This is a genomic window from Candidatus Brocadia sp. (assembly GCA_021646415.1).
Taxonomy (GTDB): domain Bacteria; phylum Planctomycetota; class Brocadiia; order Brocadiales; family Brocadiaceae; genus Brocadia.
On the sequence record SOEU01000002.1, the window covers coordinates 101,040 to 117,339 of the forward strand.

Consider the following 16,300-nt stretch of genomic DNA (forward strand, 5'->3'; position numbering starts at 1 on the left):
ATGTTTAAAAATAAGTTATTCCGGAAGATTTTTACCAGTTTTGTCGCCCTCTTATCCCTAAGTTTGGCTCTCGTAGGATATTTTATGAGTAAGGTCATAAAAGAGCGTTACTCGGATCCCTGGACCGGAAGTCTGGAGATAGATAGTAAAACAATTATTTTATATACACTCTTTAGCTTTGTGATAACTCTGGTTATTGGTTTTGTTCTCTTGAGAATAAATACCTCTCCCCTGTTAAATATTACCCGAATAGCACAAAATTTTGCACGCGGCAATTTTACACGAAAAGCAGAGATCGCTTCTTCAGGTGAGATGGGAGACCTTGCAAATGCAATTAATGCTATGGGCATCGAGCTTCAATCCAGGATGCAAACGATCCTGGATGACAAAAATAAACTGGACGCTATTATGGCCCACATGAGTGATGCCATTATTACAACAGACTTAGAGGAACGAATTATCCTCATTAACAATGCTGCAAAAACCATGTTTGGCATATCAAAGGTTGTTTTGGATAAAGACTATTTGTGGGAAAAGATAAGAAATGAAAAGCTATGCAATCTGGTCAGAGAAATAGTCAAAACTCAAACAACCAGAACATCTGAAATCGAGATTCCTTCGCCCGAAAAAAAATTACTGCAAACACACCTTTCCCCAATACAGATCGATAAAAATACATATGGAATACTCATGGTTTTCCATGATATTACCGAATTGCGGAAACTGGAAAATACCCGCAGGGAATTCGTTGCTAATGTATCCCACGAACTCCGGACCCCCCTTGCCTCTATTAAGGGATATGTGGAAACATTACTCGGAAATAACGCACTACGGTACGAAGATACACAAGAATTTCTCAATATTATCATGAAACACACACAGAGACTGGACAATCTGATCAAGGATATTTTAGAACTGTCCAGGCTGGAATCCCATGATTTAAAGATAGAACTTCACACATTGGACATACATCCTTGTATAGACAATATTTTTTCACAGTATAAAGAGCACAGTGCGGGGAAAAACAAAATTCTTGAGCTGGATATACCCCATCGCATACCGGCAATAGAAACAAATGAATACCTCTTATGCCAGTTGCTGACCAACTTACTCGACAATGCAATAAAATATACCCCTGAAGGTGGCCGAATTGGTTTGAAGGTCGAACCCATCAATAAATCCATTCTGTTTGAAATATCAGACACTGGTATTGGCATTCCACAAAAGCATATCCCGCGTATTTTCGAGAGATTTTACCGCGTTGACCCTGCCCGTTCACGGGAAATGGGTGGAACGGGGCTAGGACTTTCCATCGTCAAGCATATTGTTCATCTTCATCACGGGTCCATTAAAGTTGAAAGTATGGTAAACGTTGGAAGTAAATTCATCATAACAATACCCCGGCAACAGCCAAAATATACTGCATAGGATACATTATCCTTTTGATAACAATTTAGTTTTTTGAAAAATCTCAGTAAAATTAAGTTGCTACCCTTTATAAAGGGCAAGGTGTCCCCTTAAATTCCCTGAGGTAGATCAACCGTCCTCGGTTGACATCATAATGACAAGCGGGGCGCTCGTCCTACCGGTAGAGGGGAGATACAAGCAATTTGCAGAAATTGCGCCGCATTGTATGATGCCTAAAACCCCTGAAGCGCAAAAAATTCATTTCAAATTTTTGAAATAGTTAGTACAATAATGCGTTCTTTCAACACCGTAACTATCTGGAATTGTAACCCTTCCGTAATCCCTATTTTCAGGTAGGCCTTTAAACGGGGATTTTTCTTAGCATTGTTAATCTGTGTAATAATGTGATGTCCTTTCCGGTCATGTCTTTTTGATTTACTATCATGGAACTTATACTCGATACTATTGAAGGCCTACTTTATATCCACGGCGAGGTATTTTGGCTTAAAGAATGTATCACAGCATTCGAATCAGCATTAGTTTTTCTCTTCGTTCGGTGGGTTATAAGCTGGAATTCAAGGGAAGTGGTACTTTTATTCCTGTCTACGGCTCTTGGTGTCGCCTGCATTTTTTTAGGCGATATTGGTCATTGGAGCGACAATGATGTGCTTAAGTTCATTGCCCCTATTTCTTTCTACTTACTGATACATAGAAAAGATTCGAAAAATGATCCCCTCTTGTTTATGTTTCTCATTCCTTACTTTCTTACCTCTTATGAGTTTTACAGGAGTGTCTTTGCGGTAGTACAATCCATAGCATCGCATTCAATAGTGATCTTTTGTATCACCCTTGTTAAAGGAAATCGGTATCTTTCATTGGTTGTTAGCGCCACAATTGGTATACTTATCAATTATATTGGCAATATTACCCCTCCCGGCACGAACGATATTTTAATGAGTCCCGCACTCATTACCCTAACCGTAAAAGGGATAGAATTTTACACAAAAAATACCCAATATACCGACTTTTTAAAGTCTTTCTGGGCAACCCTCTTATGTTTTGCTTTTTTTGGCAGCTGGATATTTCACCACATAAAACCATTCTATCCACTTTGCTAGTATATCATTTCATGGAAGCGTCTCTATACGTTATCGTCATTGCGAGTGACAGCGAAGCAATCTTAAGCCTTTTAGGAACAAAAGATTACTTCGTCTCTCCACCCCTCGCAATGAAATTTTTATGTATACACTTTACTGAAATGCTATACGAGAATCATGGAAGAGTAGCGTATCACTTCATCCAGAATTAAGGTGGAAAATCTGAGGTGAGAAACAACAGAACTTCTGAGATCCCGTAGACTGTTTATGCCTGCCACTACAGGTTTTTCCCAAGTGTTTCCGGTATGCACCAGCATCAACGATTGACCTGCATTTACCTTGACATACCATCTCCCCTTACCTATAATTCAAAATAGAGTGCGTTTTAAACGTCGGGTACGGACCCGGTAAGACATTGTTTCAGATCGATGGTATGGTAAGGTTTCAGGAATATATTTTGAAGGTTAGCTGATGTCAGTCAAAACCATAGAAACAGATGCGAAAACTCTCAATAAGGAACCTGTTTTTAACAAAAACACAGAAATCCAAATTCTTCAATCCTCCAAACCCAGCGTTCGGCAGCACTGGCTATTGTTTTCCATTTCTGCGGTTTCTATTCTTCTCGCCTTTACCTCGTTTGGTACAAACACCATAACGGGGTTATGCCTATTGTCAATCAGCGGCCTCTCCATTGTTTATAAAATGCTATCAGTTTGCACAACGAAATATGTAATCACGTATCAGGGCGTTTTGGTTAGAAAAGGCTCTTTTTCAAGAAAATTTAAGGAAATACCTTACTATGACATTAATAATATCTCGATCAAACAGGGAAGAATGCAAAAACGATTAAGGATTGGCAATCTTACGATAAGTACGAAAGACGTTAAAAGTGTATGGAAGGGTATAAAAAATCCCCACAAAATAAAAGAAGTTATCAATAAAGCAAAGGTTTCAGAGTATGAAAAACGTACCTTATTGAGAAAGATATTATAACTTTTTAGCGGTTTTTCATGGGCAGAAACTTACAAAAAAAGTGGCTTGTACGAGGCAATACAATAAGATACCTCTATTTTGGTATGTTCGGTGTCTCCTTCTTTTTGTGCCTTAAACTTGCAGTACCTGCATCTCCGGAAGATGGAATTCTCGAAAAAGAAATCATAAAAAAATACCAAAAAATAATACTCCAGGAGCCTTCCAACCTTAACGCGCACTTCAATCTCGGCATTGTTTACTATAGAAATGCCCATTTCGATGAAGCTGTCCGTGAATTCAATAAAGTTCTTGAAATTAACCCTAATGATTCCGAGGCATATTACAACCTTGGGAATATTTTTAATAAAAAGGCGCTTTTTGATGATGCTATCAAGTCATACAAAAAAGCCATTGCTATAAATCCGCGGGATGCAGAAGTATTTCATAATTTAGGGAATGCCTATGCCAATACAGGGATGATTGATGATGCCATTTCCTCTTACAAGAATGCCGTTGAAATCAATCCGAATCTTGCAGAGAGCCATAAAAGTATGGCATATCTTTACAAGAAAAAAGGGCAAATATCAGACGCTGTTTCCTCTTTTGAAAAAGCAGCAAATTTCATCCCAAAAGACACGACCCTGCTTTTTGATCTGGCCTCCTTATATGAATCAAATGGGTCGCCTGACAACGCCATTCTCACGTATAAGAGGGTGCTATCCCTAGACCCCAACCATAAAGAGGCAAAAAATAAGCTTGCCATGCTTTATAACAATAAAGGTGTATCACTCGCATTACAGGGAAAAAAGGATGAAGCGATCGCGGTGTATAAAGAAGCCTTACAAAAGAAAGAAGATTTTAAGGAAGTGTATAATAATCTTGGTGCTGCATACGTCGATAAAGGAATGATTGACGATGCAATTGCTACATACAAAAAAGCGATTGAAATCAGTCCGGATTTTGGAGAAGCTTATAATAATCTGGGAGTCGCCTATACAAAAAACAAGGCCTATGATGAGGCTGTTTCTGTATTCAAAAAAACGCTGTCTTTGAACAAAAACCATGCGGGCGCACATTTTAACTTGGGAGTGATCTACTCACAAAAAGGAATGAAGTCAGAAGCTATCAATGAATATAATGAAGTTTTAAGGCTTACTCCAAACGACCTTTCGGCGCTTTACAATCGTGGCGTACTTTATTTGGAAAATGGCAGACTGCCCGATGCCTCTGCTGACATGAAAAAAATAATTGAGCGCAATCCGAAGCTGGCTGCTGCTCACCAGAAGCTTGCAGATATTTATCAAAAAGAGGGGCAGATCGATGATGCAATTGCTGAATATAAGCGGGCACTAGAAATATCGCCTGAGTGTAAGGATGCATTACAGAATATTGAAGAAGCCTACCGATTGAAAGAAAGAATGGCTAAGAACAAACCGGTTGAGAAGGTAAAGCAAAAGTAAGCTCTCGGTTCAGGATTATCCTGCCTGCATTATTTTCATTTTCCACTTCCAAATACAACAACCTTTATCGTCTTCAATATTACCACTATATCCAGAATGAAGGACATATTTTTAATATAAAAGAGGTCGTATTGCAATTTTTCTTCTGTTTGTTCTATTGAAGATGCATAAGGATACTTTACCTGAGCCCAGCCAGTTAAGCCGGGTCTGACTGCAAGCCGCTGGGCATAAAACGGTATCTTTTCCTCAAACTCCTTGATAAAGACGTATCTTTCCGGCCGTGGCCCAACCAAACTCATTTCTCCCTTAATTACATTGAGCAATTGAGGAATCTCATCCAACCTCCACTTTCTCAAAAACCTTCCGATCTTTGTAATCCTGGGGTCGTCATCTGCTGCATAAACTGCACCGGTATTTGACTCTGCATTCTCTATCATGGTACGGAATTTTATCATTGTAAATTCTGTACCATCTTTACCGATACGTTCTTGCGTATAAAAAACACCACCCCTGGAACTCATTTTCACCATTATGGCTATAATTACCATCGCTGGTATTAATAACACAAATAACATCAAAGCAAAAAATACTTCAATTACGGGCTTTACCAATTTACCATATAATTTGGGCTTGCTAATAACAACGTGCAACATCCACATATCATTAATATGTTTAAACGGTATTTTACCCGTGAGCTGTTCGTAAAGGGTAGGCATGTCAATAATATCCGTTCCATTCCATGAACAATTAATCAATACCTTGATGAGATCGGCATGTTTTTCATGGGTAATGGCATTTACGACCAGACCAATGTCATTTTGATGTATCACAGTATTCAAACTATATCGGTCACCGAATACAGGAAACCCGTCAACAAGCTTCCCTTGCTTTGCCGGATTATCATCAATAAAACCTGCCACCCGTAACCCCGATTTTTTCGACCTGGTTATTTCCTGTAAAATAGTTTTTCCAGCCCAGCCGGCGCCAACAATTAAAACATTTCTCTTAAAAAGTGGCTGATCCAGCATATAGCTGTATAAAAGCCTCCACCCGATGATAAAAAGTGTAATTAATACACCATTGATAATAAATACCCCTCGTCCTATCCGCAAAGACCAGCTTATATAAAACAAAAAAGTTGTAATAATAAAGGCGCTGCCAGATGCAAAAGCAATCGTTATGATATTCCCGATGGATTTAAAATCCTTTCGGATATCGTAAAGTTCGGAAAAGAAAAAAGTAAAGATAAAAGCTAAGCCTGTCAATGCAAATGATGCGGAATTACTTCTTAGGTATTCCCAGCCACCACTCAGACCCAGGCGAATTATCGCCGATAAAAAGATTGAACCATTGACGATCAGCAAATCCCCTACTATGAGCAAGATGAGTCTCTTTGCAATGGGATAATTAAAAATCTTTATTGTCATAATGTAATTTTATGAGGGATAAAACCTTATTTTATCTTCTGATTTTTTTCAATTTTCATTTACAGCTACCGTATCCATCCTAAAAATTTTTCAATGTCATTGAAAAAAATCCTGGGATTGTGTAAGTAGACATTACTTCTGGCCTTTGCCCTCTCAAAGATCCGCATAATACTTCTATTATAATTATGAAAGGCGCTTTTTACTTCGTTTTCCAGCACGGTAAAATCTTCACAGCCCATGGTATCAACCCTTTGATTCACGTCTTTGAGATAATAGTCGCTCGGTATGCGAGTAAAGAAATCTTCACGGGACATTTCCCTGTTCACCAGCCCATGCTCAACACCGACTTCAAAGAGTTTTGTCCCTGGAAATGGCTCATAGACGCCAATAGAAGCAAAGCTGGGATTTATTGTATACAATAAATCCAAGGTTTTCTGGACATCTTCTCTGGTCTCTGTAGGTATACCCATCATAAAATAGGCCGTCCAATGAATGCCTGCCTCCCGGAAAAGCCTCGCTGCTTCTCCTATGCGCTCCAATGTAATACCTTTGTCCATTAACTTTAAGATCCTTTCACTCCCTGATTCAATCCCCACCTTGATACTATTACACCCCGCCCTCTTCATAGCCTTTAGCAGTTCCAAATCCACTAAATCCACCCGCGTATTGCAGTCCCAATTAATTTTTAAGTTTGCATCAATCAATGTATTGCAAAATTCCATGACCCTCTTTCTGTTAACGGTAAAAGAATCATCCTTAAAGGTAAACTGACGGGTGCCATACCGCTGATGTACATACCTGATTTCTTCCAAAATATTTGCCAGAGAACGATACCGTACCTTTCTCGTCCATATCTGCGTTGCACAATAGGAACAGTTATAGGGACAGCCACGACTGCCCATGAGCAGACCCATATCTTCCGATGTATACGTATCCAGACCGAGTAGTGTTTCTCTGTCTGGAAAAGGAAGACAATCTAAATTATCAATAAAATTTGCCGAACTGTTGTGGATAATCTTGTCTCCCTTCCGGTAGGAAAGTCCCCGTATGGTACTGAAATTGTTATTTCTCGTATGTAATGTGTTTACCAGTTCAAGCAATACAACCTCGCCTTCTCCATTTACAACAAAATCAATATCTCTGGTATTTTTCAGGATCTCATCTGCCTTTAAAGTTGCATGAGGACCGCCAAAGACAACAGCACAGTTTTCATTGTATTTTTTTGCCAGGGAGGCAATGGTAAACGCGGAGGCTGCCTTGGGTGTCATAACTGTCACTCCGATAACATCCGGCTGGTATCGTGCAAGGGTTTCAGAAATCTCCTTTACAATCGGATTTTCCGGGTTTTTCAATTCCTTCAAATAGATACGATATTTTTCAGGCAATCTCGTGTAATCCATCCCCTTTGAATTTTTGTTACAGTCGGCATCGTAGACAGTCACCTGATGCCCGGCTTTTTTCAGTGTTGAGGACAGATAGCTTAATCCCAGAGGAAAATATCGGTTATAGTAATTGAAAAACCGATAAAAAGGCGGGTCTATCAAAAGAACGTTCATTTCCACAAACTCCTGTCGAGGCCCCGGTATTGTATCGCTTCAGATACATGCTCTACTTTTATATGCTCACTCTCGTCAAGGTCTGCAATGGTACGCGCAACTTTTAAAACCTTGTTGTATCCGCGCGCCGAAAGACCTAATTCCGTCATTGCCTGATGAAGCAATGACTCTGCGGGTTTATCCATTACACAATATTTTTTGACTTGTTTGGAAGACATATGCGCATTTGCTTTTATTGGTTGATCCTCAAAGCGCCCTTTTTGCATTGTGCGGGCCACCGTCACTTTTTTCCGTATATCCACAGAAGATTGCACTTCCCTGTCTGTAACAAGCTCACTATACCGTACGGCCGGCACCTCTATTTGAATATCCATTCTGTCTAATAACGGGCCTGATACCTTTGACATGTACCTCTGAATTTGATGCGGTGTACAATGGCATTCTCTCCGGTTATCCGTGTAATATCCGCACGGACAGGGATTCATGGCACATACCAGCATAAAATTGGCAGGATAGGTGACGGAATTTAAGGCGCGGGAAATCGTCACATTGCCTGTCTCAAGAGGCTGGCGAAGCACTTCCAGTGTCTTTCGATCAAATTCCGGAAGTTCATCTAAAAAAAGCACGCCATTGTGTGAAATGCTAATCTCACCGGGTCTTGGAAATGAACCACCGCCAATTAACCCGGCAGTACTAATCGTATGGTGGGGAGCACGAAAAGGCCGCATTGCAATTAATGACTGTCCTGGACCAAGAAGGCCTAATACGCTATAGATCTTGGTTGTATCCAGGGCTTCCTCTAAAGTGAGGGGAGGCATGATTGTTGGGATACGCTGTGCAAGCATGGTTTTGCCGGCGCCGGGCGGTCCCACCATTATCACATTATGACTTCCCGCAACAGCAACTGTCAGTGCCCGTTTGACATGCTCTTGCCCTTTTACGTCAGCAAAATCCATATCATAGCCAGAAGACTCCTTGAACACGGCTTCCAGGTCAATCCGGTATGGCACGAAGGGGGAAGAGTTGGTCAGAATCCCTACTGTATCTGCCAGGGTTTCAACGGGAATAATATCAAGTCCTTCAACAACAGCGGCCTCAGACGCATTTTCAGGGGGAAGTAAAAATTTTTTTATCCCCAGTTCTTTACACTTAAACGCCATTGATAAACATCCCTTAACAGGACGCAGCCTTCCATCCAGAGACAGCTCACCCACAATGGCATATTCCTGGATATCTGGAATCTCGATTTGATGTGTTGCTATAAGTATCCCAACCGCTATTGGTAATTCAAAAACCGGACCTTCTTTCTTGCGGTCCGCAGGTGCAAGATTTATTGTCATGGGTTTATAGGGAAACCTGTAGCCGCTATTATTGACCGCTGCCTTTACCCTGTCACGACTCTCCTTAACCGCCGTGTCCGGTAAACCAACGATAGCAATATAAGGCATATCACCTGTGGCGATATAAACTTCAATATCCAACAAATACGCATCTATACCGAAAACGGCAACGCTCTTGACTTTTGCCAGCATGAATTAATGATACCAAAGATTGTGGATAACCATACATTCACCATCGGGCACATACAAAGACGCGATTTTATTTCTGGTGAAAGTCACAATGGTAATGAAACAGCTATTATCTATTTGCCTTCTGCTACTGCAACTTTATTCAATGCCTGAAGTAAAGAATCTATGTCCACACCGCTCATTCCCGCCGTTTTTTCAATACTCACGCCGCCACCGCAACAGGAATCTACCTTAAATTTAGTAAAAACAGTAAGTGTTTTGGGATATTTTTTTATTACATCATTAATAATCATATCTTTCGTAATAATCATTTTCTCTTCCATACGTTACCTCCGAAAATTATTTTGTCTGTCAGTCTGACATATTTTTGCTATAATAAAAGTAATTATTTAAACTCGTTAATAATAAAGCAGAATATAAGCAAAAAGCAACGTATTTTTATTTCTATGCTACAGAAATACCGACAAAACTCCAGCCAGCAAATTGAAATACCAATAACAGCTTTGAAATGCAATTTTGTTATTTAACGGACAATGATAGGAGGTGAAAATCATCCTGGCTGATAAAGCCAATATACACAGGTATTTACATCTGGGAAATATAAATAAATAAATTATTTGATTTGGAATATTATTTGTTTATTGTCATTAACTTTAAGGTGTTAGATATTCTTATCAATCAACATTTTAGAAAAGGATATTGAGTAAATGAGTGTTATTCGGAATTCAATAAAAACATTCCATCCTGCTTATTTTGCAATGGTAATGTCCACGGGTATAATTTCAATCGCATCCAGTCTTTTGGGTTTTCGGGGTATTGCATATGCACTCTTTTATATAAACCTCTTTGCATATGCCACGGTTCTGTCACTCCAATTACTCCGGGTGCGAATGTTCTGGAATAATCTATACAATGATCTTTCAAATCCAAAATTGAGCCTTGTTTTTTTTACCACCGTTGCAGGTACAAATGTGCTTGGGGCTCAATTCGCCACGGTAGTAAATCTGCCGGAAGTCGCCAAGATATTTTGGTATTTTGGCATCTTTCTCTGGACGGTCATTTCGTTATCCACTTTTAGTGTGCTCTTTATCAAGTGTGATCAGAGGATTGAAGTTGTAATGCATGGAGGATGGCTAATCGCCACCGTTGGAACACAATCTGTCGCCGTACTTGGCGCATTACTTGCGCCGAAATTCGGAGATGCTGGCAGCTTTGTTATGTTTTCCTCCTTTGTGTGGTGGATGATTGGTTCCTTCCTTTACATGATCCTTATTACGCTCATTATTTACCGGCTCGTGTTTTTCAAGGTATCCCCGGATGCACTTGTGCCTCCTTACTGGATCAATATGGGTGCGCTCGCCATCACAACCCTGGCCGGATCGATTTTATGTATAAATATTCCTAAAATAGAGGGTCCTTATGTTGATTTCCTGGGATTCACAAAGGGATTTACCCTGTTTTTCTGGTCGTTTGGCACATGGTGGATACCATTTCTGATAATCATTGGGATATGGAAGTATGTCTATAACAGGACGCCGTTTACTTATTCTCCCCTCTATTGGGGCATGGTCTTCCCTTTGGGCATGTATACAGTCTGTACAATAAGGCTTTCTCAGGCTATCCAGCTTCCTTTTATCGCCAATATTTCAAATTATTTCATTTATGCCGCGTACATCGCATGGGGTTTTATCTTTGTCAATATGATAATTTCCATGGTAAAAGCAGCTACGGCAAAAGAGGCCGCAATAAAGAAGGAGGAAAAGATCGTCCAGCCCCAGATGACCTCCGCTGCGAAAGGTTAAATTCCTAACATCAAATCCTGAGATTCGATCTCAGGATTTGATGTTATTTCTAACAACCGCATCTGTAATCAAGTTTCAAATCAGGTAGTTTTTGATCTGTGTTTTTTTGTGCAGTTTACTGTCGACTGAGATATGCATTCTGAATGTTCAGTATAAATAAATTAATTATGTATATTAAATAGATGAAAGGAGGTAATGTATGACTGAGGTGCAGAATAACGGTACAAATACGCAGGAATATGCCATGCCGGTTATTGAGATAGACGCCTATGCACCTGCAAAAATGGCCGACAGGGTGGGACAGGTAGGCGTTGCAAAGTCGCAGCTGAGTACGTTAACAACATTTGCCTTGAGTATTCTTGCCGGCGTGTTTATTGCTTTGGGGATGCAGCTCTCAATGCTCGTAACACATACTGCAACCTCTAATTATGGTTTGAATCAACTGGTAGGCGGAGTTGCCTTTACCCTTGCCCTGGTTTTAATTGTAATCGCCGGAGCAGAGCTTTTTACCGGAAACTGTCTTATCGCGATGTCTTTTATGGCCAGAAAAATTACCGGGAAAGACCTGGCCAGAAATTTAATTATTGCATTTATTGGCAATTTTATCGGTGCATTAACCCTCGTTTTATGGATATACAACTCCAACCAATGGACGATCAACAACTATCTCCTTGGGGCCAAAATTGTTCTTGCGGCCAACGACAAAGTAAATATACCATTTGGCGCTGCCTTTTCAAGAGGGGTGCTCTGCAATGCCCTGGTATGTCTGGGTATCTGGTTATGTTATAGTGGCAGAAGTAATATGGATAAAATACTGGCATTACTCTGGCCCATATCTTGTCTCATCGCCTGTGGATTTGAGCACTGTGTCGTCAATATGTGGCTCATCCCGATGGGCCTTGTTCTCAAAGGCAACAGCGCAGTCCTTGCAGCAGCAGAAAAGGTACACGAGGGGAAATTGGACCTTTCAAACCTTACCTTCTTTAAAGGGTTTTTGATTGATAATCTCTTCCCTGTCGTTCTTGGAAACCTATTCGGCGGTATTGTCCTCATTGCAGGTGTATACTGGTTTATCTATTTACGCCCTTCGAAGAAATAATAAAGGAGACCAAAGATATGGCAGAAAATAACGTTCCAAAAACTATCCAGGTTATAGATATAGATGCCTATTCACCCCCGCAAATTGCCTCCCGAATCGACAAGGTTGCTACCGTAAAGGCAAGATTGAGCTTTGCACAGACCTTTGTCCTGGGCATTTTGGCCGGGGTTTATATTGGCATCGGTGCACAATTTGCCACCATGGTAACATGCGACTCTACCCTGCACTACGGACTTACTTCACTCATTGCAGGCATTGTATTCTCTCTTGGACTTATGCTTGTTGTCATTGGTGGTTCAGAACTCTTTACCGGCAACTGCCTGATTATCATGGGCTATGTTAGTAAAAGGATTACAACACGTGAACTACTGAATAACTGGATCATTTCATTTCTTGGTAATTTAGTCGGCAGCTTAACAATGGTCTGCTGGATGTATAAGACACATCAATGGGAATTTTTTCATAATATGGTTGGCGCGAAGGCGCTGTTAATTGCCCATACCAAGGTTAATCTCACTTTTAAGACGGCTTTGGCGCGGGGCGTCCTCTGTAATTCAATGGTATGCCTTGCCGTCTGGTTATGTTTTAGCGGGAGGAGCGTGGCAGACAAAGTTCTTTCCATTGTTTTTCCCATAGGCGGATTCGTTGCCAGCGGATTCGAACACTGTGTGGCAAACATGTATTTTATCCCCATCGGGGTAGTGCTCCGGAAAAATCCAGACATCGTTGCAGCCGCAGAAAAAATGGCAGGGAAAACATTAGACCTCTCGCAACTTACCTGGAGTGGGTTTTTTGTAAACAATCTTTTGCCGGTTACTCTGGGGAATATTGTCGGTGGCGTTATTCTCGTGGGTATCGTATTCTGGTTTGTTTATCTGCGACCACACATTAGCCTGGCCTTTAGTGTGAAACAGGACTTTTTCCATAAATAGATAAATATATCTTGCCAAAGTCTCATGAATTATCTTGAAAAAATCCCGGTATGAAATAAACTAGATTTACGATAACAGTGTTTTTACCGTAGGGGCAGGGTTGCCCTGCCCCTACAGAGTTTGGAGGTGAAGTGCCACCTTATGTATTGTTAATTATTGCATTTATAACCCTCATAGCGTCTGCGGTGACTTATTTTTTTGCCAAAACGCGGCTGTTGTCATGTGCGCTTCTTCTGTTTTATACGTGTAATACCTTTCTTTCATTTCTGTTATTCTCTCATCAGACCGTCCTCTTTTCTGTAATAGCAACACTCTTTGTTGCACTCCCCATCATCTGTCTTATTATCTTCGCTGTTGATACACGCTTTGCGGTATTTTGTACAGATACTTCTTTTGTCTTTGTTCTTGTCTGGTTACTGGTACCCCTATTTTTCATCATAAACCTTATACGGTATATCCTCAAGGTTGTCCATGTCTGATATTTGCAAAATATTTATCAGTGCAGGCGAATCATCAGGAGATATCCATGGCGCAAACCTCATGCGCTGCCTGATGAAAAAAAATCCCTCTCTGAAATTTTACGGACTCGGAAAAGAAAATATGAAACGGGCAGGTTTGCACTGCCTCCACGATATGTCTACAAAATCCTTAATGTGGCTCCATGTCTTAAAGGAGTTAACAACCTTCCTGCAAATGAAAAGAGATTGCATCCGCTTCTTTCAAGAAGAAAGGCCCCATGCCGTCATCCTGATCGATTACTGCGGCTTCAATTTCCATCTGGCCAGGGCGGCGAAAAAACTGAGGATTCCCGTTATTTATTATATTTGTCCCCAGCTCTGGGCACATGCGCCATGGCGTGTAAAAAAGATGAAGAAGCTGGTCGACAAACTGATAGTCGTTTATCCTTTTGAAAAACCCTTTTACGAAAGTGCGGGTATTCCTGTTACTTACGTGGGGCATCCATTATTCGATGAGATTTCCAAAGAGGGCATTGACGAAGGCATTGTTTCGGAACTAAAAAAACAAGGGGAAACCATAGTCTCCTTTCTTCCTGGCAGTCGCAAACAGGAAATTGTTCGCATACTGCCGCTGTTACTGCAATCTGCGGCACGGATACAGCAAACAGTCCCTTCCGCAAAATTTCTCGTCTCCTGCAGTGATGAACAACACCTTGATCTCGTGCAAAACATTACAAGAGAGTCGGGAGTCAAGTGTAAGATTATGGTAGGAAACGTCCATGAAGTGATCAAGGCCTCCGATCTTTGCATCGCTGGTGCAGGTACGATTACATTACAGATCGCTTACTATCTCAAACCGATGATCATTGTTTACAAAATATCTCCCTTCGCCTATTTTATAGCCAGGCCCTTCCTTACCACTCCTTATATTGGCCTTGTGAATACCCTCGCCCACAAGATGATTGTCCCGGAACTCCTTATGTGCAGAAAGAATTCCACCTGGTTGGCAAACCAGGCGATACAATTACTCAGTGATAATCAAAAAAGGCAGATCTGTATACAAGAATTAACCGGCTTAATTGACAGGATTGGAAAGCCCGGGGCGTCTGAACGTGCAGCGGATGAGATACTCAATTTACTGAATTTATATTTGTAGAAAAGCAGTTGATACCGTTATCAGGACCAACACAGTGGTTGGCATCGAAGAAAGGCGGAAAAGGGCTATTTGCTTAGTGGGCAAATTCAGTTCGGGCAAACGTGACATTTCAAGGACACACGATAAATACCTTGTAGAGGCATTCGACAAATGAGAATTTTTGTTGATACATCGGCATTTTTTGCCCTGTTCGACAGAGACGATGTCAACCTTAAAAAAGCAAAACCTGTCCCTATTTGTCATAATAGCTCGGATGTTCCTGAAACAATTTCTTAATTTTCTTCTCTGCAAATGTCTGTGTAATTTTTTCTTGTTCTAATCTGATATTGTTTTGTCGCAAATGATTGTAAAGGTTTAATTCTGTTTTTGTAAGTCGTTGCAAAGTTTGGTTCGTTGCCGGTCTGCCTTCTCCGCTTTTGAAACTTGCCAAAGTTTCATCGTCCATCATAACCGCAATTGTGTTTGTGAAATATGTCCTGAACTGATTGAGGATTTGAAACCCCGGCGCATCTATATCTCCCCAATAGTAAAATTGTTTGCTCTTTAACCAATCAATGTCTTTCAGGTAACTCACATTAAAACCCCCGCCACTCCAAATTGCAATTGTCTTTGGCAGGCAGGGAAGTGTAAGAAAATTCATCAGGTTCTCTGCAACAAAAATGTTGTCGCAATGAGAATTAAAATTGTTGAACTCCGAAAGCGTTAATGAAATGTCTGTTGCTGATTCAATTGGAGAAAGACGGTTGTCCAAAAATCTAATTCTAATTAATGGCTCTGAATATTTCAGATTGAAACGCTTTTCAAATTTCTTTTCGTTTTGATTGATTTGCTCTGGAATCATAAATTCCAAAACCGATTGAATCACACTTTCATTTTCAGAAATATATTTGGTGTGAATGTCAATTGGCAGTTGCCTGATGTATAAGCCAGGTTTCGGATTTGCCAAAAAATATTTGCAAACTTTCAAGGTATCAAACCAAGTGTCATGTTCAATCAACCTTGTAGGATTTGCTTTTATCCATTCGAGAAGCATCGGCAATTCTTGAATTACCAGTGAGTAATTTTTTTGAAATGTTTCATACTCCTTTTGCTTTCCTGTTATTCGCAAATAATCATCAATGCTTTCTATAATAATTTTTTCAGGAACTTGCTGCTTGCCGATTTTATCAAATTGTCTATCTTCCAAAACCAATTTGTAACCATATTTATTATTTTCTCTTGAATGGCTTTGCAGTAAATGAATGGAATTTTTGTAAGTGGAAAGGTTGCTCAAAATATCTTTTGAACTTACTTTGCCAATCCTGTTTATTTCCCTCGGAAAATATGATGTAGAGTTACTGGAAGAGAGCAAAACACCTTTCCACCAACCTAAGCATTGTTCTTGTATTTCCTTTGGAGTTATCAT

14 protein-coding genes are annotated in these 16,300 nt (G+C 40.3%); 9 read left to right on the forward strand and 5 right to left on the reverse strand.

Features of this window, described 5'->3' with window-relative positions:
- The 4 genes from E3K36_02195 (at position 1) to E3K36_02210 (ending at position 4,936) form a co-directional block, all read left to right on the forward strand.
- Positions 1-1,428 (forward strand): sensor histidine kinase, encoded by a 1,428-nt coding sequence (locus tag E3K36_02195; GenBank protein ID MCF6154065.1) that lies wholly within the window; start codon positions 1-3, stop codon positions 1,426-1,428.
- Between the two features lie 422 nt (positions 1,429-1,850).
- Complete coding sequence (locus E3K36_02200) at positions 1,851-2,525, forward strand: hypothetical protein (protein ID MCF6154066.1); 675 nt, start codon at positions 1,851-1,853, stop codon at positions 2,523-2,525.
- A gap of 450 nt (positions 2,526-2,975) precedes the next feature.
- Complete coding sequence (locus E3K36_02205; protein ID MCF6154067.1) at positions 2,976-3,497, forward strand: PH domain-containing protein; 522 nt, start codon at positions 2,976-2,978, stop codon at positions 3,495-3,497.
- A 17-nt stretch (positions 3,498-3,514) separates the two neighbouring features.
- Positions 3,515-4,936, forward strand: a complete 1,422-nt coding sequence (locus tag E3K36_02210; protein MCF6154068.1) for a tetratricopeptide repeat protein — start codon at positions 3,515-3,517, stop codon at positions 4,934-4,936.
- A gap of 35 nt (positions 4,937-4,971) precedes the next feature.
- Here E3K36_02210 and E3K36_02215 read toward each other — a convergent pair whose 3' ends face one another.
- The 4 genes from E3K36_02215 to E3K36_02230 form a co-directional block, all read right to left on the reverse strand.
- Positions 4,972-6,363 carry a sugar transferase gene (locus E3K36_02215; protein ID MCF6154069.1) on the reverse strand — a complete coding sequence of 464 codons (1,392 nt, stop codon included), beginning with the start codon at positions 6,361-6,363 and terminating at the stop codon, positions 4,972-4,974.
- Positions 6,364-6,428: 65 nt separating this feature from the next.
- A complete protein-coding gene (locus tag E3K36_02220; protein MCF6154070.1) occupies positions 6,429-7,919 on the reverse strand; it encodes a radical SAM protein in 1,491 nt (496 codons plus the stop codon).
- Entirely contained in the window at positions 7,916-9,451 is a 1,536-nt protein-coding gene (locus tag E3K36_02225) for an ATP-binding protein (protein ID MCF6154071.1), read from the reverse strand. The genes E3K36_02220 and E3K36_02225 overlap by 4 nt, the downstream gene beginning before the upstream one ends.
- 110 nt (positions 9,452-9,561) lie before the next feature.
- Positions 9,562-9,759, reverse strand: coding sequence for a DUF1858 domain-containing protein (locus tag E3K36_02230; GenBank protein ID MCF6154072.1), 198 nt, complete (start codon positions 9,757-9,759; stop codon positions 9,562-9,564).
- A gap of 396 nt (positions 9,760-10,155) precedes the next feature.
- Between E3K36_02230 and E3K36_02235 the strand changes: the two genes are divergently transcribed.
- The 5 genes from E3K36_02235 (at position 10,156) to E3K36_02255 (ending at position 14,895) form a co-directional block, all read left to right on the forward strand.
- Positions 10,156-11,250: a C4-dicarboxylate ABC transporter gene (locus tag E3K36_02235; protein MCF6154073.1), complete on the forward strand. Its 1,095-nt coding sequence runs from the start codon at positions 10,156-10,158 to the stop codon at positions 11,248-11,250.
- Between the two features lie 199 nt (positions 11,251-11,449).
- On the forward strand, positions 11,450-12,349 hold the full coding sequence (locus tag E3K36_02240; GenBank protein ID MCF6154074.1) for a formate/nitrite transporter family protein: 900 nt from the start codon (positions 11,450-11,452) through the stop codon (positions 12,347-12,349).
- Positions 12,350-12,366: 17 nt separating this feature from the next.
- Positions 12,367-13,281, forward strand: a complete 915-nt coding sequence (locus E3K36_02245; protein MCF6154075.1) for a formate/nitrite transporter family protein — start codon at positions 12,367-12,369, stop codon at positions 13,279-13,281.
- Between the two features lie 131 nt (positions 13,282-13,412).
- Entirely contained in the window at positions 13,413-13,760 is a 348-nt protein-coding gene (locus E3K36_02250; protein MCF6154076.1) for a hypothetical protein, read from the forward strand.
- A complete protein-coding gene (locus E3K36_02255) occupies positions 13,753-14,895 on the forward strand; it encodes a lipid-A-disaccharide synthase (GenBank protein ID MCF6154077.1) in 1,143 nt (380 codons plus the stop codon). The genes E3K36_02250 and E3K36_02255 overlap by 8 nt, the downstream gene beginning before the upstream one ends.
- Positions 14,896-15,127: 232 nt before the next feature.
- On the opposite strand, the gene E3K36_02260 is transcribed toward E3K36_02255, so the two are convergent.
- The gene (locus tag E3K36_02260) at positions 15,128-16,300 is read right to left on the reverse strand and encodes a DUF2399 domain-containing protein (GenBank protein ID MCF6154078.1); all 1,173 of its coding nucleotides are present in this window, start codon (positions 16,298-16,300) and stop codon (positions 15,128-15,130) included.

Bases quoted from the DNA above. Each gene is read 5' to 3' on its own strand.
- E3K36_02195 (MCF6154065.1), top strand. From the start codon at position 1: ATGTTTAAAAATAAGTTATTCCGGAAGATTTTTACCAGTTTTGTCGCC.
- E3K36_02200 (MCF6154066.1), top strand. From the start codon at position 1,851: ATGGAACTTATACTCGATACTATTGAAGGCCTACTTTATATCCACGGC.
- E3K36_02205 (MCF6154067.1), top strand. From the start codon at position 2,976: ATGTCAGTCAAAACCATAGAAACAGATGCGAAAACTCTCAATAAGGAA.
- E3K36_02210 (MCF6154068.1), top strand. From the start codon at position 3,515: ATGGGCAGAAACTTACAAAAAAAGTGGCTTGTACGAGGCAATACAATA.
- E3K36_02215 (MCF6154069.1), bottom strand. From the start codon at position 6,363: ATGACAATAAAGATTTTTAATTATCCCATTGCAAAGAGACTCATCTTG.
- E3K36_02220 (MCF6154070.1), bottom strand. From the start codon at position 7,919: ATGAACGTTCTTTTGATAGACCCGCCTTTTTATCGGTTTTTCAATTAC.
- E3K36_02225 (MCF6154071.1), bottom strand. From the start codon at position 9,451: ATGCTGGCAAAAGTCAAGAGCGTTGCCGTTTTCGGTATAGATGCGTAT.
- E3K36_02230 (MCF6154072.1), bottom strand. From the start codon at position 9,759: ATGATTATTACGAAAGATATGATTATTAATGATGTAATAAAAAAATAT.
- E3K36_02235 (MCF6154073.1), top strand. From the start codon at position 10,156: ATGAGTGTTATTCGGAATTCAATAAAAACATTCCATCCTGCTTATTTT.
- E3K36_02240 (MCF6154074.1), top strand. From the start codon at position 11,450: ATGACTGAGGTGCAGAATAACGGTACAAATACGCAGGAATATGCCATG.
- E3K36_02245 (MCF6154075.1), top strand. From the start codon at position 12,367: ATGGCAGAAAATAACGTTCCAAAAACTATCCAGGTTATAGATATAGAT.
- E3K36_02255 (MCF6154077.1), top strand. From the start codon at position 13,753: ATGTCTGATATTTGCAAAATATTTATCAGTGCAGGCGAATCATCAGGA.
- E3K36_02260 (MCF6154078.1), bottom strand. From the start codon at position 16,300: ATGATAACTCCAAAGGAAATACAAGAACAATGCTTAGGTTGGTGGAAA.